Here is a 26,666-nt window from a genome sequence, read left to right on the forward strand (position 1 = left end):
CCGGGCATGCTTCAGCCGACCATCAGATCAGCGTCGTCCGGCTTACGATAGCCGGGAATCCCGCTCAACAGCTCGGTGTTGATGCCGTGTCCCCGTCCCAGGTCGGTAAGGCTGGTGGGCAGATCGGGCGCCGACTGCACGGTCACCACGAACCACCCAGGATGTTCGATCGAATCGCGCACGTCGACCAGGTGAATTCCTTTGCGATACAAGAAGCTGCCCTTGCGGTCGAGCATTGCGGTGGTGGGGGTGATGCGGGTGATGCCCATGCCGTAACGCATCAGGATGGGAGACATCGAGTTCCAGATCTCCCTGGTCTGCGAGCCGGAATACACCTGGCCCCACGACCACGGGCCGGTGGTGACGAGATCTTCGGGCCGCTTGCGGTCCATCTTCCAGACCATGAAGCAGACGACGCCGATCACGGCGACCAGCCCGATCAGCACGATCCAGCCCGAACGGGTACTGGATTGGAATCCCGCGTAGACCAGCCCGATGCCTGCCGCCAGCAGCAAAACCGCGGTGATGATCCGGTAGACGCGGCTGTATTTACGGTTGCGGCGGCGCTCATCGGCCAAGATGTCGGCGTCGCGCAGGACTTCAGGTTCCACGATCAGCCAGATTACCGTCCGTTCGCCAGGATTCCCGGGGTCATTGGCAACCATGTGCCGGGTTGCTGCCGAGCCGGCGTCCGACGCGTACCGCAGTCAGAATCGCTCACCCCGGGTTGGGCTCGGACGCCGGTGCCGGGCAGTTCACGAACCGTCGTCGTACGGCAACGGCGCAGACACACAGAACGGCGCCGACTTCACCGAGATCGGGAGGCTGGGCGGGTTCGGGCTCAGTACGTGGTGAAGCCAGGACCGATCGCCGGACCGGCCTGTGGCACCGCGAACAACAGCGCGTTGACCATGCCCTGGTGGCGTCCATAGTCGACCGAGGCCACCGGCAGGGTCGGCTCAGCGAGGATGCTCACGACGCCCATGCCCGGACGATCGTACGACGGCCTCACGTCGATCAGCACCTTGGAACTCGGCGTCACGACACCCATGGCACGGTTGACCTGCATGGTGGTGGGGCCGATCATCCCTCCGAACAGGCCCTGGGTGGCGGCCGCCTGTTGCAGTGCCGGCCAGACCTGAGCCGGCGGAGCCATGGTGTAGACCTGCCCGAACGAAACGGGGCCGGACGAGGCGGCACCCGCCTGCTGAGCCGTGCTGGTCTTGTTGATCACCGCGGCGACGCCGATCCCCAGCACGGCGGCGACGCCGACGATGGGCAGGTAGAGCAGGCCCATCGGGGGGAATACGACGAGCATCACGAGGCCCGGGACGATGGCAATCCCCGCGATCAAGCCCCAGTAGCCCGTCGTACCCTTGCGCCGGCGTTGCGCGGAATACTGACGCTCCGCCATCAAGATCTGTGAGTCCACGCCGTCCATACTGCCAGTCGTGGGGAGCGCCGGTCAGGGTCAGGCGGCGCTGTAGCGTTGGCGGGCGGCTTCACCGCTGGTGCCGATCGCTTCACCCACCTCGCGCCAGGACATCCGCTGCTCGCGTGCGGGTCACAGACCTACCCTTCCTCGATGGCCGCGGCGAACTGCGACTGGTAGAGGTCGTAGTAGGCGCCCTTGGCGGCGATCAGCTCGTCGTGGTTGCCCTGCTCGACGATCGCGCCCTGGTTCATCACCAGGATCAGGTCGGCGTCCCGGATGGTCGACAGCCGGTGCGCGATCACGAAACTGGTGCGTCCCGAGCGCAGTTTGGCCATCGCCTGCTGGACGAGCAACTCGGTGCGGGTATCGACCGAGGAGGTCGCCTCGTCCAAGATCAGCACCTCGGGCTGCTTGATGAACGCCCGGGCGATGGTGATCAGCTGCTTCTCGCCCGCGGAGACGTTCGTCCCCTCGTCGTTGATCACGGTGTCGTAACCGGCGGGCAGCCGATGCACGAACTCGTCGACGTGCGCGGCCTCGGCGGCGGCGATGATCTGCTCATCGGTGGCGCCCGGCAGGCCGTAGGCGATGTTGTCTCGGATCGTGCCGCCGAACAACCAGGTGTCTTGCAGCACCATGCCCAGCGGCTCGCGCAGCGCCGAACGCGAGACCGACCCGATGTCGGTGCCGTCGATGGTGATCGCGCCGCCGTTGATGTCGTAGAAGCGTTCCAGCAGGTTCACCAGCGTCGTTTTGCCTGCGCCGGTGGGCCCGACGATCGCGACCGTCCGGCCGGGCAGTGCCTTCATATTTAGCCCGGTGATCAGCGGGCGGTCGGGCGTGTACGAGAAGTCGACATCGTGGAACTCGACCTCGCCCCGGATCGGTGCGGGCAGCTTGCCGGTCTGCTCATAGGTCATCTCTTCGGCGTCCAGCACCTCGAAGATGCGCTCTGCCGAGGCGACGCCCGATTGCAGCAGGTTGGCCATCGACGCGATCTGGGTCATCGGCTGGGTGAACATGCGCGAGTACTGGATGAATGCCTGCACGTTGCCGAGCGGCATCTGGCCGCTCGCCACCCGAAGACCTCCGACCACCGCGATGGCCACATAGTTCAGGTTCCCGATGAAGAAATTGACCGGCATGATGATGCCCGAGATGAACTGCGCCTTGAACGAGGCATTGAACAGCTTCTCGTTGGTCTGATCGAAGACGTGCTCGACCTCGCGCTGGCGTCCGAAGACCTTCACCAGCGAATGACCGGTGTAGGCCTCCTCGACCTGGCCGTTCAGTTCACCGGTGGTGTCCCAGGTGCGGACGAACTGCACCTGTGCCTTTTTGCCGATGAATGCGGACACCACGGCCGCCAACGGGATAATCAGAACCGTGATGAGGGTCAGCAACGGACTTACTGTCAGCATCATGATCGTCACGCCGATCAGCATCAGGATCGAGTTGAGCAACTGGCCCAGGGTCTGCTGCAGGGTTTGCTGCACGTTGTCCATGTCGTTGGTCATCCGGCTCAGCAGCTCGCCGTGCGGCTGGGAGTCGAAGTAGCGCAGCGGCAGCCGGTCGAGCTTGGCGCGCATCCGGTCGCGCATCCGGAACACGGTGCGCTGCACGGCGCGGTTCAGCAGGTAGTTCTGCAGGAAGCTGAGCGCGGCCGCGACCAAATAGAGGCCGAGCGCGAGGATCAGCCAATGCCCGAGCGAGGTGAAGTCGATGCCCTGGCCAGGGGTGAGGGTCATGCCCGAGATCATGTCGGCAAGCTGATCCTGGCCACCCGCGCGCAGCATGTCGATGACCTGCTGCTGGGTGACGCCGGCCGGCAGCTGCTTGCTGATCACGCCGGTGAACAGCACGTCGGTTGCCTTGCCCAAGATCTTCGGGCCCACCACGGAGCCGATCACCGACAGCACGCCCATGGCCACCACCACGATGAAGCGTGACCGTTCGGGTTTCATGAAGCCCAGCAGGCGCTTCAGCGACGGTCCGAAATTGACCGCTTTCTCGGTCGGGGCGGCACCGGCTCCGGGTCCGTGGCCATGCTGCGGAACATTCTTGGGACGCTTGTTCGCCCTTGCCGGCGTTGCCTTTGGCGCGTCCGCTTGCGTGCTCATCTGGTCCTTGGTGCTCGTGGCCTGGGCGCCGGTGGTGTTTTCGGCGGCCAACGCCGGTTCTGCTAGATCGGGTTTGTCTTCGGGACGCCTACGATTCGCGGCGCCCGGGTTGTCGGTGGCGCTCACGCCGCCTCCTCAATGCTGAGCTGAGACTCGACGATCTCCCGATAGGTCTGGCAGCTGTCGAGCAATTCTGAATGGGTGCCGATGCCGGTGATTCGTCCGGCGTCGAGCACGATGATCTGATCGGCACCTCGCACCGTCGAGATGCGCTGCGCGACGATCAGCACAGCCGCGTTCTTGGTCTGGGCGGCCAGCGCCGCGCGAAGCCTGGCATCGGTGGCCACATCCAACGCGCTGAACGCGTCGTCGAAGACATAGATCTCGGGGTGCTTGACCAGCGCCCGGGCTATCGACAGCCGTTGCCGCTGCCCGCCTGAAACGTTGGTGCCGCCCTGGGCGATCTCGGCGTCGATCTGGCCGTCCATCTCGCTCACGAAGTCGGCCGCCTGAGCCGTGGTGATGGCCTCCCAGATCTGCTGGTCGGAGGCGTCCGGGCGTCCATAACGCATATTGGACGCAATGGTGCCGCTGAACAGGTAGGGCTTTTGGGGCACCAAACCGATCCTCGACCACAGCACATCGGGATCGATGTCGCGCACGTCGACCCCGTCGAGCAGCACGCGTCCGCCCGTCGTGTCGAACAGTCTCGGGATGAGGTTGATCAGGGTCGACTTGCCCGAACCGGTCGAACCCACCACCGCGGTGGTCTGGCCCGGACGCAACTCGAAGTTGATGTCCGACAGGACCGGTGAATCGGCGCCCGGATAGCAGAACTCGACGTCCTCGAAGCGCACCGTGCCCGACTCCGGAAGCTCGGTGACAGGATTGGCAGGCGGCACGACGGTGGATTCCGTGTTGAGCACCTCCATGATGCGTTCCGCACAGACGACCGCGCGCGGCGCCATCATAGCCATCATGGTCGCCATCATCACGCTCATCAGGATCTGCATGAGGTATTGCAGGAAGGCGGTCAGCGACCCGACCTGCATCTGACCTGCGTCGATACGCAGCCCACCGAACCACATCACCGAGACGCTGCCCAGGTTCATCACCAGCATGACGAAGGGGAAGAGCACCGCGAACAGGCCGCCGATGGCGTATCCCAAGCGCATCAGCTGATCGTTGGCGCCGCGGAACCGTTCGCGTTCGAGCGGCTCGCGGTTGAAGGCGCGGATCACCCGGATGCCGCCGATCTGCTCGCGGACGACCTCGTTGAGCTTGTCGATCCTGCGCTGGTTGCTCTGGAACAACGGAGTCATCCGGCTCACGATGAACCCGACCACCGAACCCAGCAGAATGACCGCAACCACGATCAGCCAGCTCAGCCCGAGGTCTTCGCGAAGCGCCATGATGATGCCACCGATCATCGTGATGGGTGCCGAGACCATGAATGCGCAGGTCATCAACACGAGCATCTGCACCTGCTGGACGTCGTTGGTGCTGCGGGTGATCAGCGACGGTGCGCCGAACTTGTTCACCTCGCGGATGCTGAACGACAAGGTGCGATCGAAGACACCGGCGCGAATGTCGCGTCCGAATGCCATGGACGTGCGCGCCGCGAAGTAGACGGCGGCCACCTGGCAGATGGCCTGGACGGCGGCGACGCTCAGCATGATTCCGCCGTGGCTGACGATAAAGCCGGTGTCGCCCTTGGCGACGCCGTCATCGATGATCTGCGCGTTGAGGCTGGGCAGCAGTAGGGACGCGATGGCGGCCACCAGCTGAAGAATCAGTACCGCGAGGATCTGCTTGCGGTAAGGCCGGATGTATCGGCCGATGAGTTTGAAAAGCATGTCAGTCCTTATAGATGCCGTGCGCGAGAGTGTCGGCCAGCAGTGCTGGATCGGATAGCAGTGTGTCGTCGAAGACGAAATGCAGCGCGCTGAAGGCGGCGCTTTGGATGAGGAAGGCGCATTGTTCGATCGACAGCCTCAGCTGGGATCGCCAGGGCTCCAGGGACGCGATGATAGCCGCTCGTACCTCGATGGTGCGCTGCTGGAAGCCGCTCATCTCGCCGTGCCCGTGGCCCGGGGGAGGCGGGCACTCCTGGTGGTGCCGGCCGGTGCTCGGGTTGTGGACAGTTTCCGGATTCCCCGTGGACGCTTGGGTGGGGGTTGAAGCAGAGGTGCGCGTGGGCGTTTCAGTCTGTGTCTGCGCCGGAACGTCGGCGGTTGCCGAGGTGCCGTCAACCGCCGGGATAGGGGTGGACGCCGGCGGCGCCAGCCCCGGGCTTGCCTCGCAGTTGGCGAGTCGGGCCGCCGTGAAGGCGGCATGGGTCACATCGGTGTCGGCGGTCAACAGGGAGATCAACGCCGCCAGATGAGTCGTGAAGTCCGGTTCGTCCGGGAGCGCCGCGATCTTGTGGCGAAGCGACTCGGTGTCGAGCACGTCGGCAACCACTGCATGGATGATGTCCTGCTTCGAGTCGAAGACACGGAAGATCGTGCCCTCGGCGATGCCGGCGGCTTCGGCGACTTCTTTGATGGTGAACTGCCCGCCGCCAGCTACCAGCAGAGGCCGGGTAGCCTCGATGATTGCTTGCCGGCGTTCGTCGGGAGACATGGGTTGAGCTCTGCGCACGGCGTCCAACTGTAACTGAGTGAGCGCTCACTCACAAGAATCCGCCCGGGTCGGACGGCAACACGGTTGTCGGCGGCCCGGAGCGTTCGTGCCAGACTTGTGCCTAATACGCGTCACCGTAGATCGAGGAGTCTCACATGAAGTTGTTCTCGTCCGCATATAACACCTGGCCGGCCGATGAGGCCGAGCGCGAGGCTTTTGTCTCGGGGCTGACCGAGCGCGACTGGGTCGGTGGCCTGGAACTGGGATATGCCGATTCGCTCGATTGGCCTCAGGGTGCTCCGGCGGACCTGCCGGCGATCGTCAGCGGCGTGCCCGGCACCACCGGCCACAACGCGTCCGATCCCGATTTCGGTCTCGCTTCGCCCGATGAGGCCGGACGCCAGCGCGCCCTCGAATGGGCCCGCGGTGAGGCAGCCGCCGTCGCGGAGCTGGTGGCCGAGGGGCATCCGATCAAGGCCGTTCAGCTGCATTCGGCACCCAAGGGCAAGGCGGACGCTGCCAAGTTCGCCGAGTCGCTGCTCGAATTGGCCGGTCTCGACTGGGGTGGCGTGCAGCTGTGGGTGGAGCACTGCGATGCCTTTATCGAGGGTCAGGAGCCGCAGAAGGGCTACCTGAAACTGGACGAGGAGATCGCGGTTCTCGAGAAGGTCTCCCAAGAGGCCCCGCAGATCGCTTGGGGCCTGGTGCTCAACTGGGCGCGCAGCGCGATTGAGGGACGCGGCGCCGCTCTGCCGCTCGAGCATGTCAAGACCGCGGCCGCATCCGGGTGGCTGCGCCATATCGGCTTCTCCAGCTGCGCCGGCATCGAGAGCCCCTGGGGCGGGCCATGGGCCGATCAGCATCTGCCGCTGGTCGGCACGGCGGCCGCTCCCGAGGGCTCGCTGCTCGGTGCGGCCGAGGTGAAAGCCACGATCGCTGCCGCCGGTGACGTGACCTACGGCCTGAAGGTGGCGTTGCGTCCGGTCGATATGCCCGGCGATCAGAAGCTCGCGGCGCTGGACGAGAACGCGGCGCTGATCCTGGCAAACGCCTGAGGTTCGGGCCTGGGTCGCCGGTGGGTGCTGCGGGCCGAGCCGCCGGGCTTGCCCGGGGCCCGGCCACCCGGGGTTCGCTTACCTGAGCGGCCTCGGCTGCGCGGAGCCGCCCCGGCGGCAACGATTCAGATGCGCCCGAAATCTGCTCCCGCGCCCGAGATACCTGGCGCGTCGTTCGATTTCGGGCGCGGGAACCCGTCAGCGAGAAGAGGAAGGGAGCAGACGATGGCCGTCATGTTCATAGTCATGGTCGCCATGGTCATGGGGTTTGGGGTGCTGGCCGCGGTCGCGTGGCTGGTCGGTTCCCGCAATAAGAACCTGCCGGCCGGCGTCTTGTCGTCTCGCGCCCAGATAGTCTCGGTGCGCGAGATCGCCGGCCAATCCGGTAATCAGCACTGGGTCAAGGTGCAGTTTCCTGATGGTCATCAACGCGAGCTGATGGCCACGCCCAGCCAAGCGGAGGTCCTGACCCGCGGCCAGCAAGGCACGGCGCACTGGATCGACGATCGGCTGACCGGCTGGGTCCCCGAACTCGGACGCGGTCCGCAGGACGCGCACCGCAGCGACTGAACGGCCCGGCTAGAATCACCCGGGTGAGTGACCAGTCAGCCGAAGCCAGCACAGACATCGATCTCGCCGAGCAGGCGGAGATCTCCGAACAGCAGCAGGTGCGCCGCGAGAAGCGGGCCCGGATGCTCGGCACTGATCGCGAACCCTATCCCGTCGATATGCACCGCACCCACTCGCTTTCCCAGGTGCGCGCCGGGTGGCCCGATCTCGAGCCCGGGGAAGAAACCCAGGATGTGGTCGAGATCGGTGGACGCATCGTCTTCCTGCGCAACAAGGGAAAACTGTGCTTCGCCACGCTTCAGGACGGTTTCAACCAGGACTCCAACGGTGAGCGGCTGCAGGTGATGATCTCGCTGGCCGAGGTCGGCGAGCAGGCGTTGACCGATTGGAAGGCCGACGTCGACCTGGGCGATTTCATCTGGGTGCGCGGCCGGGTGATCTCGTCCAAGCGCGGCGAACTGTCGGTGATGGCCAGCGAATGGAAGATCGCCAGCAAGGCGCTGCGTCCGCTACCGGCACTTCACAAGGAGCTGTCCGAAGAATCTCGGGTGCGCCGGCGTTACGCGGACCTGATCGCCCGCCCCGAGGCGCGCGAGATGGTGCGGCTGCGTTCGGCGATCACCCGGAGCATCCGCGAGACTCTTGACAGCGATGGCTTTCTCGAGGTCGAGACCCCGACGCTGCAGCTGATCCACGGCGGGGCGGCCGCGCGTCCGTTCAAGACCCACCTGAACGCCTTCGACATCGACATGACCCTACGCATCGCGCTGGAGCTCTATCTCAAGCGCGCGATGGTCGGCGGCACCGAATCGGTCTACGAGATCGGACGCATCTTCCGCAACGAGGGCATCGACTCGACGCACTCGGCCGAGTTCACCATGCTGGAGGCGTACCAGTCGTGGGGCGACGACAAGACGATCGCCGCGCTCACCAAGAAGATGATCATGAATGCCGCCGATGTGGCGGGCAAGCATCAGATCACCCGCGGGGACGGCCGGGTGATCGACCTGGATGGCGAGTGGCAGTGGATCACCATCTATGGGTCGGTAAGTGAGGCCATCGGGGAAGAGATCACGGTCACCACGCCGGTCGAGCACCTGCACAAAGTGGCGGATGCGCACGAGGTCGAATACGACCCGGCGTGGGAGAACGGCAAGCTCGCCATGGAGCTTTATGAGCACCTGGTCGAGCCTGGACTGATCAATCCGACCTTCGTCTGCGAGTTCCCCGAGGTGGCGCAGCCGCTGGCCCGCCGGCATCGCTCGAAGCCCGGCCTGATCGAGGCGTGGGATCTGATCATCGGCGGTGTGGAGCGGGCAACCGGCTTCAACGAGCTGATCGATCCGATCATCCAGCGCGAGATCCTGACCGCCCAGTCGTTGGCCGCGGCCGCGGGCGACCCCGAGGCCATGCAATTGGACGAGGACTTTCTCGCTGCTCTGGAGCAGGGTGCCCCGCCGATGGGTGGCATGGGCATGGGTATCGACCGGTTGATCATGCTGTTCACCGACGCCGGCATCCGCGAGACGATCCTCTTCCCGCTGCTGCGTCCCCAGGGCTGATCGTGGCCCTGGGCAGGGTACCCGAGGGTTGTGTTGGTGAATGGTCCTGCAGCCAAGTCCTGAGCCGAACGACCGGGTTGCCGGGAAGCGAGCCTATCTTTTCTCGACCGGTGCATTCGCGCCTCAGCCCTTCCTTGACCTCGGGAGAACAAGCTCGCTTGTCTCCGCTCGATCTTCGTCGGGCCCCGGCGAGCGATGGCAACCCGGACGGCCGGCGACCCCGTCAACGCTCGCATGACGGGCGGGCTACAAAAGCCCGGATCGGAGGCAGCAAGTTGGGCGTCCTGTTAGGCTCGAAAGCGATCCCCGAAGATGACCGATCGCAGTCGAGCCTGCTCGCGCTGCCGAGGTTTGTTGGCGGAGGTCGAGCATCCGCCAGCCTTCGGGTGCTGGGCCGGCGCCACCAATTCTGCGCGGGATCGCCGGTGCGCCGCACCGACTACCCCTGAAATTTGACGACCCGCTGAGCTTGTGGAGGGCCTTTTGATACAGCTGCTGTGCACCTTTGCTGTGGCAGCTGTGCTCGCTCCGGCCCTGTTCTCTGGCCTCGGACGCCGGTCGTTCGGTCTGCTGGCACTCGTCCCGGCGGCGACCACCATCTGGGCCCTCAGCCAAACCGGCGCCGTCTTCGCGGGCGAATTCCCGCTGCAGAACGTCAGTTGGGTGCCGTCGCTGGGCCTCGAGTTCGCCTTCCGGATGGACGTGCTCAGCTGGCTGATGACGTTGATCGTCGGCGGCGTCGGCACCCTGATCCTGATCTACTGCTGGGGATATTTCGGCACCGCCGCCGGCCACCTCGGCAGGTTCGGTGGCGTCTTCGTGGCTTTCGCGGGGGCGATGTTCGGCCTTGTCACAACGGATAACACGCTGATCCTCTACCTTTTTTGGGAGCTGACGACGGTCTTCAGCTTCTTGCTGATCGGCCACTACCACGACCGCCAGCCCTCCCGGATGGCCGCCATGCAGGCCATCATCGTCACCGGCTTCGGCGGGCTGGCGATGCTCGGCGGGTTGATCATGCTCGGGACGCTGCCGGGCGGCTCGTTCCAGCTCTCCGCATTGGTGCAGTCAGCGCTCGCCGGCACGCTCGGGCAGGGCGCGGCGCACCAGGCCATCGTCTGGACGGCGACCGTGCTCATCCTGCTCGGCGCCTTGACCAAATCGGCACAGATCCCCTTCCACTTCTGGCTGCCCGCGGCGATGGCCGCGCCCACCCCGGTCTCGGGCTACCTGCACGCCGCCGCCATGGTCAAGGCGGGCGTCTACCTGGTGGCCAGACTCGCGCCGGGGTTCGCAAGCGTCGAGGTATGGCGTCCGATCATCGTGGCAGCCGGGCTGGCGACCATGATCATCGGTGGCTACCGGGCGCTTCGCCAAAACGATCTCAAGCTGCTGCTCGCCTTCGGCACTGTCTCCCAGCTCGGCCTGATCATGGTGCTGGTCGGCTTTGGTGAACGCGCCATCGCGCTGGCCGGGCTGGCGATGCTGGTCGCGCACGCCATGTTCAAGGCCTGCCTGTTCTTGGCGGTCGGCGCGATCGACCACGAGTTCGGCACCCGCGACCTGCGCGAACTCTCCGGCATCGCGCGGGCGATGCCGGGTTTCGCGGTGGCCACGATCATCGCGCTGGCGTCGATGGCGGGCCTGCCACCGATGCTCGGCTATGTCGGCAAAGAGGCAGCACTCGAGGCGCTCAGCCACGAAGGCCAGTGGCTGATCTTCGTCGTGATCGTGATCGGATCGATCTTCACCTTCGGCTATTCGCTGCGTTTCGGCTGGGGTGCTCTCGCCACCAAGCCGGGTGTCGAGCAGGCCCAGAAACATCGGTTGGACGCCCGGCTGGGCGTCCCGATCGGGCTGCTCGCCTTGGCGAGCCTCGCGACCGGTCTGATGCCCGGTCTGATGGAATACCTGCTCGGCCCCTATGCGGCCTCCTTCCCCGGCGAGGATGGTCATCTGACCTTGTGGGGCGGGTTCGGCTGGCCGCTGGCCGCGACCGGCATGGTGATCGTCGGCGGCATCGCCCTGTTCGTCTTCCGCACCCCGGTCAATCATTTCCAGGCGAGATTCAGCATTCCGGCCGCCGATCGGGGCTACCGGAAGATCACGATCGGGCTCAACAATTTCTCCGCTGACTTCACCGCAGCCATCCAGTCCGGTTCGCTGCCGAACTATCTGACCGTGATCCTGCTGACCATGGTCGGTGCCGGAGCCTTGCTGGTCGCCATCGGCAAGGTTCCCGGCCTGGTCGCCCCAAGGTCGTGGGACAGCCCCATCCAGGCGGGAATCGTGCTGCTGGCCTGCGTGGCTGCAGTGCTGGTCGTCCGGTCGAGGCGGCGGATGAAGGCGGTGCTGCTGACCGCGTTCATCGGATACGCGACCTCGCTGCTGTTCGCGCTGCAGGGCGCCCCCGATCTGGCGCTCACCCAGGCGCTGGTGGAGACCGTCACGCTGGTCGTGATGGTGCTGGTGCTGCGGCGGCTGCCACCGTATTTCTCCAACCGGCCGCACGCTTCCGATCATGTTAGGCGGATCATCGTGGGCGCGGTGGTCGGTGCCGCGGTGGCGCTGCTCGGCTGGGTGGCGGTCTCCGCCAGAATCCACCCGCCGGTCACCGTGCACTACCCCGAAGAGGTGTTCGCCTTCGGCTACGGACGCAACATCGTCAACGTCACTCTGGTCGACACCAGGGCCTGGGACACCCTGGGCGAGATCTCGGTGCTGCTGGCGGCGGCAACCGGCGTGGCGTCCCTGATCTTCGTCCGGGAACGGCATCGCCCCGTTGAGCTGCACACCGTCTTGCGGTCCGCCGTGAAAAAGCAGCAAGTGTGGGGACGCCACACTCCGCGCGCCGCCCAGGCCGAGCTGCTGGTCTCCAAGTTCGACCAGCCGCCCACCCCCGATCAGCCCAATTGGCAGCGCCGCGGACGCACCTGGCTGCCCGGGGTTGCCACCCTCGCCCCGGTGCGCCGCTCGCTGGTCTTCGAGATCGGTGCCCGGCTGGTTTTCCATCCGTTGCTGATCTTCTCGCTGTTCCTGCTGTTCTCCGGGCACAACAATCCCGGCGGCGGCTTCGCCGGCGGTGTGCTCGCCGGCATCGCCTTGGTGATCCGCTACCTTGCCGGCGGACGATTCGACCTCGCGTTGGCCGCGAAGGTTCGTCCCGGTGTGTTGCTCGGTTTGGGCATGACATTGGCCACCACGGCGGCACTGACGCCGGTGCTGTTCGGCGGGACGATCCTGCAGACCACCGTCTTCGATTTCGGGCTGCCGATCTTCGGCGAGGTACACCTGGCGACCGCTCTGTTCTTCGACATCGGCGTGTACCTGATCGTCATCGGCCTGGTGCTCGACATCTTGAACTCGCTCGGCGGCGAGATCGACCGGCAGGCCGAGGCCGAAGGCGAGGAAGCGCCCGAGGTGCCGCATGACGCTCCGGTCAGCGAGGCCGATGAGGAGATAGATGTGGGAGCCGACCTGCGGGCGGCAGCGAAACAAGGTAGCGAGGTGACACCATGATCGACATGGCGCCCTCATTGGCGTTGCTTCTGCTGGTCGGCGTGCTGGTCGGCACCGGGGTGGTGCTCGTCCTGGAACGTTCGCTGAGCCGCATCGTGATCGGCATCTCGCTGATCACCTACGGCGTCAATGTGCTGGTGCTGATGGCCGGTGGACGGGCGGGCGCGCCGCCGATCATCGGGCAGTCCGAGGTTTCCGAGATGGCCGATCCGCTGCCGCAGGCGATGGTGCTGACCGCTATCGTCATCGGGCTCGCGCTGACCGCGTTCATGCTTGCCATGGCCTACCGCAGTTGGCAGCTCAATGGTCACGACGAGGTTCAGGACGACCGCGAGGACCGCCGGATCGCTCTCGCCGCGGCTCGCGACGCCGTTGCCGAGCGGGTCACCGACGACTCGGGCGCCAGCCTCGACGAGCAGGCCGCCAGCATCTTCGACGAGACCGAGGACATCCCGGCCGCGATACAACACGACCTGCGCTCACCCGACGCCACACCCAAGGCGGCCCCGTCGGTCATCCGGTCAAAGGCAGAGGCGGCCGAAAAGCGGACGACATCGGCACCGGGCGCTCCGGCGTCCGGCACAGCTGCACCATCACAGGCCTCGACTTCGGCTGAATCGGCGGATCGCCTGACGGGACAGCTCAGTGATTCCGCTGCATCCAAGGACGACGAATCCACCGAGTCAACAGATCGGTCGACCAGGCCCACTGGCCCTGCCGCACGCGAGGGCGACGACTCGCCCAACCCCAGCAACGGGGGCGATGACCAATGATCGCCTCCGAATGGTCGTGGGTGCTCGGCATCCCGGTGCTCGTTCCGTTCGCGGCCGCGGCGATCGCGCTGCTGTTGGGCCGCCGGGCCACCGCTCAGCGCGTCGTCTCGCTGGTCGCGCTGTGCATCGTCCAACTCGATGCGTTCTTCATCGCCTACCTGTCCGCCGAGGGACCGTTCACCCTCGACGTGGGCGGCTGGTCGGCGCCGGTCGGCATCACCTTGGTGGCCGACCGGCTGTCGGCGATGATGCTGGTGGTCTCGGTTTTCGTGACCATCTGCGTGCTCATCTACTCGTTCACCCAGGATCCCGCCGAAGGACGCCGCCTCCCGGTGGCGGTCTTCCAGCCGACCTTCCTCATCTTGTCGGCCGGGGTTTCGAACGCGTTCCTGACCGGCGATCTGTTCAACCTCTATGTCGGCTTCGAGATCTTGCTGGTGGCCAGTTTCGTGCTGATCACCCTCGGCGGCAGCCGGGAACGGATTCGCTCGGGCACCGTCTACGTGGTGGTCTCGGTGGTCAGCTCGTCGATCTTCTTGATCGCGCTGGCCATGGTCTACGGCGCGGTCGGCACGGTCAACATGGCGCAGATCGCCATCCGGATGGACGGCATCGACCCGGCCACCGCCCAGCTGATCGAGGTCATGCTGCTGGTCGCCTTCGGCGTCAAGGCGGCGGTCTTCCCGCTGTCGGCCTGGCTGCCCGACTCCTACCCGACCGCTCCGGCACCGGTCACCGCGGTCTTCGCCGGGCTTTTGACCAAGGTCGGCATCTACGCCATCATCCGTACCCAGAGCACCATCTTCGCCGACACCGGCCTCAACAAGGCCCTGATGGTGATCGCGCTGGCCACCATGATCACCGGCATCCTCGGCGCGGTCGCTCAGGACGACATCAAGCGTCTGCTGTCGTTCACTCTGGTCTCTCATATCGGCTTCATGCTGTGGGGAGTGGGCATCGGCTCGATCGACGGTCTCTCCGCGGCGATCTTCTACACCGCGCACCACATCATCGTCCAAACCGCACTGTTCTTGGTCTCCGGCCTGATGGAGCAGGTGGGCGGTACGACCTCGCTGGCCAAGCTCGGGTCGCTGCTGAAGGTGTGGCCCTTCCTGGCGGTCGTCTACCTGATCCCGGCGCTCAACCTGGCGGGCATCCCGCCGCTGTCGGGCTTCTTGGGCAAGATCGGTCTGATCGAGGCGTCCGCAGCGGTGGGCAGCCCACTGAATTGGACGCTGATCGCCGGCGGTCTGGTCACCTCGCTGCTGACTCTTTACGCTTTGCTGCGGGCCTGGAACATGGCGTTCTGGCAGCCCGCCGAAGACGAGATCACCAAGCGTCCGGTTGCCTGGACGATGACCTTTTCGACGGTGCTGCTGGTGGCGGCTTCGGTGCTGCTGGCGGTGCTGGCCGGCCCGATCTACCAGTACGCGGCGGGCAGCGCGACCGAGCTGCGCGAGCAGGAGCCGTACATTCAGGCGGTGCTGCCCGACTCCGAACGAGGCACCGGACAATCGCACGAGGAATCCGACGACCACGGCGAATCCGACGGCGAGCAGACCCCCGCCGTGATGCCGCCGATCGCCACCCCGGCACCGTCCGCGGACGCTTCAAGCGATGGCCCGACAAGTGCCCCCGTATCCGGCACGCCAACGGTAGGGGAGCCTTCGCAGTCGGCAGGTGAGCGATGAGCGAGCGCAAACATGGCATCGGACGGGTCGCCGAACTATGGCGGCAGCGCGTGTCTCCGGTCAGCCTGATCCTGCTGACCGCGATCTGGATCATGCTCTGGGGCGACCCCAGCTGGGCAAACCTGGTCGCCGGGCTCGTGCTCGCGGCGCTTGTGCTGCTCGCCGCCCCGGTGCCGCGCGGGCCCGCCCGCCGCATCACCATTCGTCCGATTGCCCTTGCCAGACTGGTGCTGGTGTTCGCGAAAGACATCGTGATCGCCGCAACCCAGATCGCCTGGGTGACGATCACCGGACGCAAGCCCCGGGAGGCGATCATCAGGGTGCGCACCCGCGCCCACTCGGACGGTTTCCTCGCGGCCACCGCGGGATTCACCTCCCTGGTGCCCGGATCGATCGTGATCGACGCGCACCGGATGACCGGCACCTTGTACATCCACATCTTCGACGTGGACGACAGCCCCGAAGGGTTGGAGCGGGCTCACCATCAGGTGCTGCGGCAGGAGGAGCGGATCTTACGGGCGCTGGCCAGCGATGAGGAGCTGGGGCTGGCCGGTTTCCGGCCGGGTGGCTCGATGAAGGCCGGACGCCTCAGCGAGGCCGAGCAAGCCGAGTTCTGGGAGCGCGCGCATGACCGCAGTGAGGGGGACGCATGATCACCATCTTGTGGATCTGCTTCGCCCTGCTGGTGGTCAGCATGGGCATGGTGCTGATCAGGCTGGAGAAGGGACCGACGAACCTCGACCGGGCCGTGGCGCTGGATGTCATCACCGCATGCGCGGTCGGTGTCGTGGTGGTCATCATGGCTCTCACCGGACGCGTCGACCTGCTGCCGTTGCTGGTGGTGCTGACCTCGGTCGGCTTCATCGGGACGACCACGATCGCCCGGTTCTCGCGCGCCGAGTCGATCAGCCAGCGCCGGGTTCTCACCTCCGAGGAGGCGGCTGGGGAAGCCGAGCCCGAATTGGCCGACGAAGATGCGCCGGTGCACCCCGACGCGTCCGGTGACGCGGACGAAGATGACGAGGCCGAGATCACCGGGCAGATGCCTGCGCAGACCGCCCGGGAACAGGAGACACCATGATCGTTTGGCTACAGGTGATCGGCGTGGCACTGATTCTTGCCGGTGTCGCGCTGACTTTCATCACGGCGCTCGGTATGCTCCGGCTGTCCTCGCTGTTCGCGCGGATGCACGCGTCCACCAAGCCGCAGGTGCTCGGATTGGTGCTGATGTGCGCTGGTCTGGCCTGCGTGATGCAGCAACTACACGTCGCCGTGACCTTGGTGCTGGTGGTGATGATGCAGTTCTTCGTGGCGCCGATCTCGGCCCACATGCTCGGACGATCGGTCTACCGGCTGGGCCAGACCGGTCGCGGAGAGCTCGTCAACGATGAATATGCCGAGGATCTACAGCGTGCCCGCGAGCACGCCGAGAAGTAATCCCGACGCGGATCCGACCCCGGCAGATGGCAGGTTCCTGTCCGTGCTACGCCGAGCCACTGCTGCTTGATTCTCGTTTCGCTCGATCTGGTTGTGCTGAGGGATCAGCGGTGACACGCGGGGAAGCGCGTCACTTCCACAACGTGGCGATGCCGAACGATGCGGCGATCAGACCGATGCCGATCAGGTAGTTCCAGTTGTCGAGGTCCTGCATGCCCGGCACCCGGTTGCCTGCGACATAGAAGACCAGCAGCCACAGCACGCCCAGCAGGCCGACGGGAATGAACACCCACGGCACCCAATCGCGGGTGCCACCGGCGAGACGAGCCTTGGCCTTGGACTTGGAGCGCTGCTTGTCGGTCTGCGCCTTGTTCTTGGCCACCTTCTTCTGGGCGGCCTGTTTGCGGACCTTGGACTCAGGCACTTACTCGCTCCTCGACTGACATCAATCTCCGACTGTGGCCCCGCCCCGATCGGTCAGGGCTGAACCCACATCCACCGCGCTACGCCTACCGCGCTCGCCGATGGATCCGGGCCACAGACCACCTGTCCAGTATGACCGGTAAGGCGTCCGATGCCCAACTGAGTCCGAGGAGCGACTTCGGCGTCCCAAGGTAGGCTGTGCCGCATGACAGGCCGCAGCCATGAACAGCAGCCGGGAGCCCGCACCCCGGCGCGGATGGCTGCCGACGGCGAGGAGGCCGACCTTTCCGGTGCCCGAGCCGATCCTGCGGCTGGAGCGGGTCCGTCGGCGACCGATGCAGGTGCGTCGGTTGAGGGGGCGAGCGCTTCATCCGGAACCGGAGATAAGAAGCATCGTGCTCGCGGCGGAGCGATGAAGCTGGCGGTCGGATTGCTCGCCGGGCTGCTCGTCGGGGCCACCGCCATCACGTCGCAGGGAGACGACCTGCGTCCCGATCGGACGAGTGACCTGGCCGAACTGGTGGTTCAGGCAGAACAACGCAACACCGAGCTGGCCAGCCGAGCGTCCGAGCTGCGAGAGCAGAATGAAGAACTCAGCGCGGCCCAGGGTGCTCCGCAGCCAACCCTTGACCCGGAGCATCCGGCCGTCAATGAGATGGCCGGTCTGGCGCCGGTGGCCGGTCCCGCAGTGCGGGTGACGCTGACCGATGCTCCGGCCGATTTCACGCCGGTCGGTGTCGATGGCGACCTGCTGGTCGTACACGAGCAGGACATTCAAGATGTGGTGAATGCCTTGTTCGCGGGAGGGGCCGAGGCGATGACGATCCAGGGCCAACGAGTGATCTCGACGACGGCCGTCAAATGCGTCGGCAACACCGTGGTGCTGCACGGTGTGCCGTATGCGCCGCCCTATGTCATCACCGCGATCGGCGATCAAGAGGCGTTGGAGGCCGGGCTCGACGCCGACGAGCATGTGCAGATCTATCGGGAGTACGCCCAGGCTTATCAGCTCGGCTACCAGCAGCAGCGCATGGACGATGTGACGATGCCCGCCTACGAGGGTGCCCTGCCCCGGGTCGCGGTTGCCGAGCGGTAAGCGGTCCAGGCTTGAATCGCTGGGTCGCGGTTGCCGAGTGTTGAGCGGACCAGGTTTGATCCGCCGGGCCGCGGTCACCGAGCGCTGGGCAGACCGGGCTTGATCCGACGAGTCGCGGGCTGTTGTGGCGTTGCGGGCATTCTCTCCTCGAAAACCATCCTCTGCCGCTTCTGCGCGACCCCATCGACGGATTCAGCACAATCCGTGGGTTTGTAGTGAGCGCCATCATCCGCAACGGTGCCAGGGTTAATACTTGGATCTGCCGTTGGGCATCGCGTAGACGGTCATCGCCCATAAGGGACAATAGAGCTCATGGCACGCATTCTCGTCATCGACAATTACGACTCGTTCGTCTTCAACGTGGTCAACTACCTGGCCCATATCGGTGCCGAGGTCGATGTCTGGCGCAACGACGATGCGCGCTTCGAGAACCCCGATTGGGCCGACGATTACGACGGGATTCTGCTTTCGCCCGGGCCCGGCACCCCCGAACAGGCCGGGGTCTGCATCCGCGTGGTGCGCGAGCTGGGCGGCAAGGTGCCGATCTTCGGCATCTGCCTCGGGCTGCAGTCGATCGGTGTGGCCGAAGGAGCAGTGGTCGGACGAGCCCCCGAGCTGCTGCACGGCAAGACCTCGCAGATCACCCATGATGGACGCGGGGTCTTCGCAGGTCTGCCGAATCCGCTGACCGCCACCCGCTACCACTCCCTGGCTATCGATCCCGCCACCTTGCCCGACAGCCTGGAGGTGAGCGCCCGCACCGACTCTGGTGTGATCATGGCGGTGCGACACCGCGAACTGCCGATCGAGGCCGTGCAGTTCCATCCAGAATCGGTGCTCACCACCGGCGGCTACCAGATGCTCGCCAACTGGCTGGCGGCCTGCGGAGATGCAGACGCTCCCGCCCGCGCCACGGGGCTATCGCCACTGATGAGCGCCAGTTAGCTACTGGGACAAACGACCGCGAACGCTAGTTGAGGTCCCGCCGCCCCGGAACAGGGATTTTGGTTGCCGGAAAGCGAGCCTCGTCTTTTCCCGGCGAGCGTCGGCAACCAAAATCGTCCCGACTATCGGTATCTGCAGTCAGCATGTTGCTGTCACTCCAACACCGAACCGGCTGGGCAGGTCTCAATACGCTGAAACAGGGGGTTATGGTTGCCGGAAAGCGAGCCTCGTCTTTTCCCGGCGAGCGGCGGCAACCACAACCCCCAGGGCTGCACCCTTGTTGAGTAAGAAATATCTCTACGGGGTCTTCGAAGAGCTGGGCGAGGACGAAGCGGGCTTCTCCAGCGTGAGCTTGATCGCCGGGTTCTCGCTTCGCCGCAGCACCTTGTCGACGTCCTGATCCTGGGCGGTGACCTTGGCGTCGTCCTTGCCGTCGGCGGGCGAGAAGGTGACACTGGTGAGGCCGAGCGCTTCGAGTTTCGCGGTGGCTTCGGCCTTCGTCATCCCGACCAGATTCGGCATCACCGACTCGCCGGAAGCCAGCCACAGCACGATCGGGGAGTCGTTCTCGACGGTGCTGCCGGTGGCGGGTACCGCGTAGACGACCTGGCCTCGCTGGTAGTCGATGGGCTCGTCGGAGTCCCCGGGCTCCAGGTAGTCGCTGGTCACATTTGTGTATCCGGCGCCCTCCAACAGCGCCCGGGCGTCCGCGTCCTGCATGCCGATGATGTCTCCCGGCAGCTCGGAGCGTCCGCTCGCAACGTACAGCGTGACCTTTTCGTCGGTCGAGGCCTCGGTGCCCTCCTCGGGGTCGACCGCGACGACCTCACCCTCCTTCGCCCCGACAGTATCGAGGCTGGCCGGAGCATCCATGGGCTCGACATTGGTGAACCCGGCGTCCTTCAGCAGGGCGACGGCCTCGTCCTGCATCGCGCCGACCACCCCGGAGGGAATCGGTGAGACCGGTGGCCCGTCGTTGATGACGATCGTGACGGTGCTGCCGACGAGTACGGTTTCACCGGCCGCCGGATCCTGGGACACGACGGTGCCCTTGCCCTCGGCGGGCCCGGTTTGGTGCTGGACGTTGGCCTGCAGCTGGACGGTCTCCAGTTGATCGACGGCCGCGTCCTGCAGCGATCCGGTCACCGTCGGAACCTGAACATCGTTGTTGCCGATCAGACCCGACATACGCAACGCGAAGAACCCCAGCACACCCAGCAGCACCACGAGCAGCCCGATCAGCACACCGGTCGCCGGGGAGATGCGCCGCTTCTTCGGCTGCTCGTCGATGTCGTCCGCATCCACCACTTCGGACGCAGCAGTCTCGAGCTGAGCCTCGTTATCGTATCCGGCGGGGTCGTACTCGGGATCGAGTTCGACCGGAAGAGCCCTTGTCGCGCGGGTCTCGCTGACCGCGGCAGCGGAAAGCTGAGCCGTCACAGCCTGTCCGTTGAGCAGCCGCCAGCAATCGTCCCGCATCTGCTTGGCGCTCTGGTAGCGGTCGTCGGTTCTCTTGGCGAGCGCCTTCATGGTGACGGCGTCCATCTCGGGGGTGATGTCCGGATTCAGCTGGGATGGCGGAATCGGCATCTCGCGCACATGCTGGTAGGCCACGCTCACCGGCGAGTCCCCGAGGAAGGGCGGGCGTCCGGTCAACAGCTCATAGAGCAGGCAGCCGGCCGAGTACAGGTCGGAGCGTGCGTCCACCTGTTCGCCGCGGGCCTGCTCGGGCGACAGATACTGGGCGGTGCCGATCACGGCGGCCGTCTGGGTCATGGTCGCCGAGGTGTCGGAGACCGCCCGGGCGATACCGAAATCCATCACCTTGATCTGGCCGCTGTTGGTCAGCATCACGTTGGCGGGCTTGATATCGCGGTGCACGATGTCGTGCTTGTGCGAGTAGCTCAGGGCGTCGAGCACGCCGATCTCATATTCAAAGGAGCGTTGGGCGCTGATCGGTTCGCCTTCGCGCAGCAGTTCGCGCAGTGTGTGGCCCTCGACCAGCTCCATCACGATATAGGGCACCGAGACCCCGCTGGCCGGATCCAGCTGCTCGTCGGTGTCGTAGACGCTGACGATATTCGGGTGATTCAGACCCGCGGCCGACTGTGCCTCACGTTGGAATCGTTTCTGGAAGGTGCTGTCGGTGGCGAGATCGACGCGGAGCCGCTTGATGGCCACCGGACGCCCGAGCCGCGTGTCATTGGCCCGCCAGACTTCGGCCATGCCGCCCCGCCCGATGATCGTTTCCAGCTGATAGCGGCCGCCAAGGATCACTGGCTCGTCGGTCATAGGATCATTCCTTTCCAGTCCGGCCCGAAGTCGGCCGCGGCTGAGTGCTCGGACACCGGCGGAAGACCATCGGGGGTCCGCCGGTGGATCCGAGCTGAGCATGTCGCACCGCACCATTGTGGACGGTGCAGATGAGCGCACCCTGAGAAAACTGTGAAGTGGGCCGGCTGGTAGCAGATCACGGCAGCGCCTCCATGATCTGGCGCGCGAGCGGGGTCGCGGTGGTGGCGTCCTCGTGAGCCAGGTAGACGGCCACCGCCACGTGCTTCTCCTCGATGAACCCGGTGAACCACGAATGGTCGTCGCTGCCGGCCGAGGTCTCGGCCGTACCGGTCTTGCCGCCGACCGTCATTCCCGAGATCTGGGCCTGGGTCGCGGTGCCGGACTGCACGACGTGGGTCATCATCTCGGTCAGTGTCGCCGCATTGGCCTCGGTCATCGCCTGCGAGCGAACCTCCGCATCGTGGCTGCTGATCACCGACTCGTTCGAATTCCGGATCTCCTGGACGACGTAGGGCTCCATCACGGTGCCGCCGTTGGCGATACCGCCGGCGACCACGGCCATCTGCAGCGGGGTGGCGGCAACGTCGAACTGCCCGATGGAGGACATGGCCAATTCGGCCTGACTCATGTCGCTCGGGTAGACGCTGGTGGCCGATTCGAAGTCGGAGCCCAGTGATGAGTCGAAGCCGAATGCCTCGGCCTGCTGGCGGATGGCATCCTGCCCCAGCGCCATCCCGATATTCGCGAACGAGGTATTGCACGACAGCGTCAGGGCTTGGTCCATCGTCTTGGTGGTGTTGCCGCAGGCCGCCAGGTTCGGCAGCTCGTGGGTCGATTCGGGCAACGGCAGGGAGGCCGGGGTGTCGATCACCGAGTCGGGGGTGTAGCCGTTGGCCAGGGCGGTGGCAGCGACCACCAGCTTGAAGGCCGATCCAGGAGCGTTGATCTCTTGGGTGGCGCGGTCGTTCATCACCGTCGAGCCGTCGGCGGTGAATCCCTCCCAGGCCGTTTGGGTAGCGGGGAAATCGAGGCTGGCAAGCTGCGACACGTCATAGCTCGGGGTGGAGACCCAAGCCAGGATGGCCCCGGTCTCGTAGTCGATGGCCACCGCGCCGCCTTCTTGGCCGCCGAGGGCGTCCCAGGCTGCCTGCTGCACGGCAGGCTGAATCGTGGTCTGCACCTGGCCGCCGGTCGCGGTGCGTCCGGCGAGCGTGTCGAGGGCCCGGTCGAAGAACTGTGAGTCGGCCTGGCCGGTGAGCTCGGCGTTAAAGCTCTGCTCCAGCCCGGTCCGGCCGTAGATGTAGGAGTAGTAGCCGGTGATCGGCGCATACAGCGCACCATCGACATACTGGCGCTGGTAGGCATACGGGGTGGTGCCGGTCTCCACACTTTGCACGATCGGCGTGTTCGCGGCCAGGATCGGGCCGCGGGGCCCGCCGAACTGCTCGTCGCGCACCCTGGTGTTGCGCGGGTCGTTCACCAGGTCGTCGGTACGCACCCAGTATCCGGCGGTGGCATTCACCAGCAGCGCGAGAAACATCACGCCGACGAAAATGGCCACGCCACGAATCGATTTGTTCATCAGGCCGCACCCTCGTTCATATTGATCAGGGATGTCTGTTCGTCCGCGAGGCTGGTGACGTTCGCCGGACCGGACGGCATCTGCGGATGCCTGGCCTGATGACTGATCACCAGCAAGATGGCGATGATCACCCAGTTGGCCACCAGCGAGCTACCGCCCTGGCTCATGAACGGGGTGGTCAGTCCGGTGAGCGGAAGCAGCCGGGTGACCCCGCCGACGATCGCGAAAACCTGCAGGGCGAAGACGAAACTGAAACCGGACGCCAGCAGCTTGCCGAAGATCACCGTCGAGGTCAGCGCCACACGCAGCCCCCTGGCGACCAGCAGCAGGTAGATCAGGATAATCGCCAGCAGCCCGACCAGCCCGAGTTCTTCGTAGATGGCCGCCGAGATGAAGTCCGAACTGGCCACCGGGGTCAGCCCCGGGCGTCCCTCGCCCCAGCCTCGTCCGAACAAACCGCCCCAGGCCATGCCGTACTGGGCAGTGATGATCTGATAGTTGGCGTCGTAGTCGCTGAACGGGTGCAGCCAGCTGGAGACCCGGGTCGCCACGTGCGGGGCCAACTGCCCGATGACGTAGGCGGCGAGCGCGAAGGCACTGACCCCGATCACCACCCAGCGCACCTGGCTGGTGGCGACATAGAGCATCATCACGAACAACCCGAAGAACAACAGCGAGGTGCCCAGATCGTTCTGGAAGATCAGCACGACCACCGCGGCCGCCCACATGATGCCGACCGGAATGAGGTCGCGCATCCGGGGCATCTGAAAGCCGAACACCCGTCTGCCGGCCAGCTGCAGCAGATCACGGTTCTCGGTCAGGTAGGACGCGAACGCGAGCGTCAGCACGATCTTGGCGATCTCGGCCGGCTGGAATGAGTAGCCGCCGACCTGGATCCAGATCTGGGAGCCGTTCGCCGCGTTGTTGGGGGAGGCCAGGAAAGGCACCAGCGGCAGCAGCAGCAAGAACATGCCGACGATGAACAAGATGTAGCTGAAGCCCTGCAGCGAGCGGTAGTCGCGCAGCGCGAACAGCACCACTCCGAACAGGATCACGCCCAGCACCGTCCAGATCAGCTGGCCGGTGGCGGCATTCGGGGAGGGATCGAAACTCAGGTCGAGCCGGTGGATCATCGCCAGCCCGAGCCCGTTGAGGCCCAGCACACAGGGCAGGATCACCGGATCGGCATAGGGCAATTTGAACCGGACGATCAGATGCGCTCCGATACAGACCACCAGCCAGCCCAGCGCCACCACCGGCCAGTTGGCAGGCAGTGCATCGTCGCGGTTGAGGTGGGTGATCAGGTAGCCGCCGATGCCCAGCGCGGCGGCGATGACGCAGAGCGCAAGCTCCGCATTGCGCCGTTTGCGGTAGACGACGATCGGCTGGGAACCGCTTGTGTTGGGCGTAGACATCATCCACAAGCCTCGAGATCTGGACGGTCGGACGGTATGGAGGTGGCGGTGTCATCGGCGCTCGGGGAATCTTCGGCCGATGCCGTGTCTTCGGGGCCGGAGCTTGGTGAGCCTTCGGGGTTCTCCGAGGAGGTGGGATCGGGCGCCTGGGGTGTGCTCGGCTCACCGCTGGCTTCGCGTTCTGCCTTGCAGCGCTCGGCCATCTCGCCGAGCTTGTCGAGGGTGCCCTGCGCCTGGTCGACTGCGTCGAAGCGCAGTTCCTTGTTGCGCACCTTGGCCTCGTAGTAGGGCGGCAGGTCGGAGACCTGGATCTCGCTCGGTTTGACCAGATCGGCCAGGGAGTGCCCGAAAACGTCCTCCGGCAAGCCCTGATAGATCGCCGCCTGTTCATCTTCGGGGCCGATGAAGTATTGCGAATCGAGATAGGCGCGCCCGGCGAATGCCCCTCCGGACACCAGCGCCAAGACCAGAATGATGGTCAACGCCCAGCCGATCCAGCGGCGCTTGCGTCCGGGCATGTGCGGCGTATAGCGGATCGCCTCGTAGCGATCCGGGTCGATGACTCCTTCGGGAAGGTCGTCATCGAGCGGGGTGCCGGCCAGTGGGACGCGTTGGCGCGGCACACGGGCGGTCTGCTCGACCAGTTCCTCCAGACCGGCGGGATCCGAGAAGTCCGTGTCGGGGATCTTCATGGCCGCCGCCGCGCCGATCACCTGCGGCGGAACTTGTTGCAGTGCCTCGTCATAGTCGACGACATCGGCGACGATCATCGTGATGTTGTCGAGGCCGCCACCTTGATAGGCGGCCGAGGTCAGCGATTTGACGATGTCGTCCAACGGCTTGTCGGCGGCGAGCAGCGTGTGAATGACTTCGTCGTCCACCATTCCGCACAGGCCGTCGGAGCAGAACAGCACGCGGTCGCCGAGCTTGGCGTCCACCAGCGTGAAATCGGGAGTGTGCGCGGGCTGGCCGTTAAGCACTTTCAGCAGCAGCGAGCGGTGCGGGTGGGTTGCGGCCTCTTCGGGGGTGATGCGGCCGGCGTCGAGCAGCGACTGCACCCAGGAGTGATCGTGAGTGAGCCTGGTCAGCTGGCCGTCGCGCAGCAGATAGCCGCGAGAATCACCGATATGGCCGATGCCGTACTGGGTGCCCGAGAACATCGCGCCGCACACGGTGGTGCCCATGCCCTCCAACGAGTGATCCCAGTTGACCAGGTCTGATATCGCGTCGTTGGCCTTTGAGAGAGCACCGCTGAGCGCCTCCAGCATGTCGTCGCCGGCGAGCGGGGCAGTGGCGGCAATCGGGGCATCGGCGGCAAGGGGAGCGTCACCGGTGAGCGGGGCATCGCCATCGGACGGCTCTTCGTCGCCTCGCGCGGTTTGTGGGGCGCGCTCATCGTGGCGCTGATCGGAAAGGTTTTGCTTGTCGGTGCGGCGCAACTCGCGGATCGCCACGGAACTGGCCAGGTCGCCGGCCGCAGCGCCCCCCATGCCGTCGGCGACCACGATCAGGTGCGGCGAGATATACGCCGAATCCTGGTTGTTGTTGCGCACCAACCCGATCTCGGAGTGCGCGCTGATCTTTAGCGAGAACGCCATATCAGCCATCCAGTTGCATCTGCGAGCGTCCGATCCGGACGATGTCGCCGGGTGCTATGCGGGTTGGCTGGGTGATGCGTTGTCCGTTGACGTAGGTGCCGTTGGTCGAGTTCAGGTCTTCGACGACGAAGCCCTGGGCGTCCCGCCAGATCTTGGCATGCCTGCTGGACGCGTAGTCGTCGTCCAGATCGAGATCGCTCGATGCCGCCCGGCCGAGGACGATCTCCTGATCGAGTTGCGGAAGCTGCGCCGTTGCCCCGGCTCCCTTGCCGGTGGTGATGACGACTCTGGTAGGGGGTGCGGGCGGTGCGGACTGCTTGTTCTGACTGCGGTTGCGCAGCGCTGACAGGCGACTCGAAGGCTTGGATATCGACGATGCCTGCTCGTTCGCGGCCACCAGTTCCTCGGCGGTGACCCGGCGTCCGAAAAGATCGGCACGGATCACATTGGTGACGAACAAGATGAACAGCCACATCAATACCAGGAAGGCCACCTTCAAGGTGGCTACGAGAACAGTACTCAAAG

The 26,666-nt window shown here is 65.5% G+C and carries 22 protein-coding genes; 11 read left to right on the forward strand and 11 right to left on the reverse strand.

Annotation, left to right across the window (positions count from 1 at the left end; all coding sequences use genetic code 11):
- Window positions 1–11: 11 nt before the first annotated feature.
- The 5 genes from QQ658_RS14865 to QQ658_RS14885 form a co-directional block, all read right to left on the reverse strand.
- Window positions 12–611: a hypothetical protein gene (locus QQ658_RS14865; RefSeq protein WP_286025612.1), complete on the reverse strand. Its 600-nt coding sequence runs from the start codon at window positions 609–611 to the stop codon at window positions 12–14.
- A gap of 230 nt (window positions 612–841) precedes the next feature.
- Entirely contained in the window at window positions 842–1,432 is a 591-nt protein-coding gene (locus QQ658_RS14870) for a hypothetical protein (protein ID WP_286025613.1), read from the reverse strand.
- A gap of 140 nt (window positions 1,433–1,572) precedes the next feature.
- A complete protein-coding gene (locus tag QQ658_RS14875; RefSeq protein ID WP_286027132.1) occupies window positions 1,573–3,555 on the reverse strand; it encodes an ABC transporter ATP-binding protein in 1,983 nt (660 codons plus the stop codon).
- Window positions 3,556–3,677: 122 nt separating this feature from the next.
- The gene (locus QQ658_RS14880) at window positions 3,678–5,411 is read right to left on the reverse strand and encodes an ABC transporter ATP-binding protein (protein ID WP_286025614.1); all 1,734 of its coding nucleotides are present in this window, start codon (window positions 5,409–5,411) and stop codon (window positions 3,678–3,680) included.
- A gap of 1 nt (window position 5,412) precedes the next feature.
- On the reverse strand, window positions 5,413–6,180 hold the full coding sequence (locus QQ658_RS14885) for a TetR/AcrR family transcriptional regulator (RefSeq protein WP_286025615.1): 768 nt from the start codon (window positions 6,178–6,180) through the stop codon (window positions 5,413–5,415).
- Window positions 6,181–6,335: 155 nt separating this feature from the next.
- On the opposite strand from QQ658_RS14885, the gene QQ658_RS14890 reads away from it, so the two are divergent.
- The 9 genes from QQ658_RS14890 (at window position 6,336) to mnhG (ending at window position 16,787) form a co-directional block, all read left to right on the forward strand.
- Entirely contained in the window at window positions 6,336–7,235 is a 900-nt protein-coding gene (locus QQ658_RS14890; RefSeq protein ID WP_286025616.1) for a DUF4862 family protein, read from the forward strand.
- A gap of 225 nt (window positions 7,236–7,460) precedes the next feature.
- Complete coding sequence (locus QQ658_RS14895) at window positions 7,461–7,805, forward strand: hypothetical protein (protein WP_286025617.1); 345 nt, start codon at window positions 7,461–7,463, stop codon at window positions 7,803–7,805.
- Between the two features lie 80 nt (window positions 7,806–7,885).
- Entirely contained in the window at window positions 7,886–9,367 is a 1,482-nt protein-coding gene (lysS, locus tag QQ658_RS14900; RefSeq protein WP_286027133.1) for a lysine--tRNA ligase, read from the forward strand.
- A 483-nt stretch (window positions 9,368–9,850) separates the two neighbouring features.
- Window positions 9,851–12,886 carry a Na+/H+ antiporter subunit A gene (locus QQ658_RS14905; RefSeq protein WP_286025618.1) on the forward strand — a complete coding sequence of 1,012 codons (3,036 nt, stop codon included), beginning with the start codon at window positions 9,851–9,853 and terminating at the stop codon, window positions 12,884–12,886.
- On the forward strand, window positions 12,883–13,659 hold the full coding sequence (locus tag QQ658_RS14910; protein WP_286025619.1) for a Na(+)/H(+) antiporter subunit C: 777 nt from the start codon (window positions 12,883–12,885) through the stop codon (window positions 13,657–13,659). Before QQ658_RS14905 ends, QQ658_RS14910 begins: the two co-directional genes overlap by 4 nt.
- Window positions 13,656–15,350, forward strand: coding sequence for a Na+/H+ antiporter subunit D (locus QQ658_RS14915; RefSeq protein ID WP_286025620.1), 1,695 nt, complete (start codon window positions 13,656–13,658; stop codon window positions 15,348–15,350). Before QQ658_RS14910 ends, QQ658_RS14915 begins: the two co-directional genes overlap by 4 nt.
- Entirely contained in the window at window positions 15,347–16,003 is a 657-nt protein-coding gene (locus tag QQ658_RS14920) for a Na+/H+ antiporter subunit E (protein ID WP_286025621.1), read from the forward strand. The genes QQ658_RS14915 and QQ658_RS14920 overlap by 4 nt, the downstream gene beginning before the upstream one ends.
- The gene (locus QQ658_RS14925) at window positions 16,000–16,431 is read left to right on the forward strand and encodes an MrpF/PhaF family protein (RefSeq protein ID WP_286025622.1); all 432 of its coding nucleotides are present in this window, start codon (window positions 16,000–16,002) and stop codon (window positions 16,429–16,431) included. Before QQ658_RS14920 ends, QQ658_RS14925 begins: the two co-directional genes overlap by 4 nt.
- A complete protein-coding gene (gene mnhG / locus QQ658_RS14930) occupies window positions 16,428–16,787 on the forward strand; it encodes a monovalent cation/H(+) antiporter subunit G (RefSeq protein WP_286025623.1) in 360 nt (119 codons plus the stop codon). The genes QQ658_RS14925 and mnhG overlap by 4 nt, the downstream gene beginning before the upstream one ends.
- Window positions 16,788–16,917: 130 nt before the next feature.
- Here the strand turns inward: mnhG and QQ658_RS14935 are convergent, their stop codons facing one another.
- Window positions 16,918–17,211 (reverse strand): cell division protein CrgA, encoded by a 294-nt coding sequence (locus tag QQ658_RS14935; protein ID WP_286025624.1) that lies wholly within the window; start codon window positions 17,209–17,211, stop codon window positions 16,918–16,920.
- A 204-nt stretch (window positions 17,212–17,415) separates the two neighbouring features.
- Between QQ658_RS14935 and QQ658_RS14940 the strand changes: the two genes are divergently transcribed.
- Complete coding sequence (locus QQ658_RS14940) at window positions 17,416–18,306, forward strand: DUF881 domain-containing protein (protein ID WP_286025625.1); 891 nt, start codon at window positions 17,416–17,418, stop codon at window positions 18,304–18,306.
- A 312-nt stretch (window positions 18,307–18,618) separates the two neighbouring features.
- Window positions 18,619–19,251 (forward strand): aminodeoxychorismate/anthranilate synthase component II, encoded by a 633-nt coding sequence (locus tag QQ658_RS14945; RefSeq protein WP_286025626.1) that lies wholly within the window; start codon window positions 18,619–18,621, stop codon window positions 19,249–19,251.
- Between the two features lie 297 nt (window positions 19,252–19,548).
- Here the strand turns inward: QQ658_RS14945 and pknB are convergent, their stop codons facing one another.
- From pknB to QQ658_RS14970, 5 genes are all read right to left on the reverse strand, one after another.
- The gene (pknB, locus tag QQ658_RS14950) at window positions 19,549–21,543 is read right to left on the reverse strand and encodes a Stk1 family PASTA domain-containing Ser/Thr kinase (protein WP_286025627.1); all 1,995 of its coding nucleotides are present in this window, start codon (window positions 21,541–21,543) and stop codon (window positions 19,549–19,551) included.
- A 178-nt stretch (window positions 21,544–21,721) separates the two neighbouring features.
- Entirely contained in the window at window positions 21,722–23,128 is a 1,407-nt protein-coding gene (locus tag QQ658_RS14955; protein ID WP_286025628.1) for a penicillin-binding transpeptidase domain-containing protein, read from the reverse strand.
- Window positions 23,128–24,543 (reverse strand): FtsW/RodA/SpoVE family cell cycle protein, encoded by a 1,416-nt coding sequence (locus QQ658_RS14960; protein ID WP_502928974.1) that lies wholly within the window; start codon window positions 24,541–24,543, stop codon window positions 23,128–23,130. The genes QQ658_RS14955 and QQ658_RS14960 overlap by 1 nt, the downstream gene beginning before the upstream one ends.
- Complete coding sequence (locus QQ658_RS15570; RefSeq protein ID WP_502928923.1) at window positions 24,543–26,150, reverse strand: PP2C family protein-serine/threonine phosphatase; 1,608 nt, start codon at window positions 26,148–26,150, stop codon at window positions 24,543–24,545. Before QQ658_RS15570 ends, QQ658_RS14960 begins: the two co-directional genes overlap by 1 nt.
- Window positions 26,143–26,664 (reverse strand): FHA domain-containing protein FhaB/FipA, encoded by a 522-nt coding sequence (locus tag QQ658_RS14970; RefSeq protein ID WP_286025630.1) that lies wholly within the window; start codon window positions 26,662–26,664, stop codon window positions 26,143–26,145. The genes QQ658_RS15570 and QQ658_RS14970 overlap by 8 nt, the downstream gene beginning before the upstream one ends.
- Between the last annotated feature and the right edge of the window lie 2 nt (window positions 26,665–26,666).

Source organism: Propionimicrobium sp. PCR01-08-3 (genome assembly GCF_030286045.1).
GTDB lineage: Bacteria > Actinomycetota > Actinomycetes > Propionibacteriales > Propionibacteriaceae > Brooklawnia.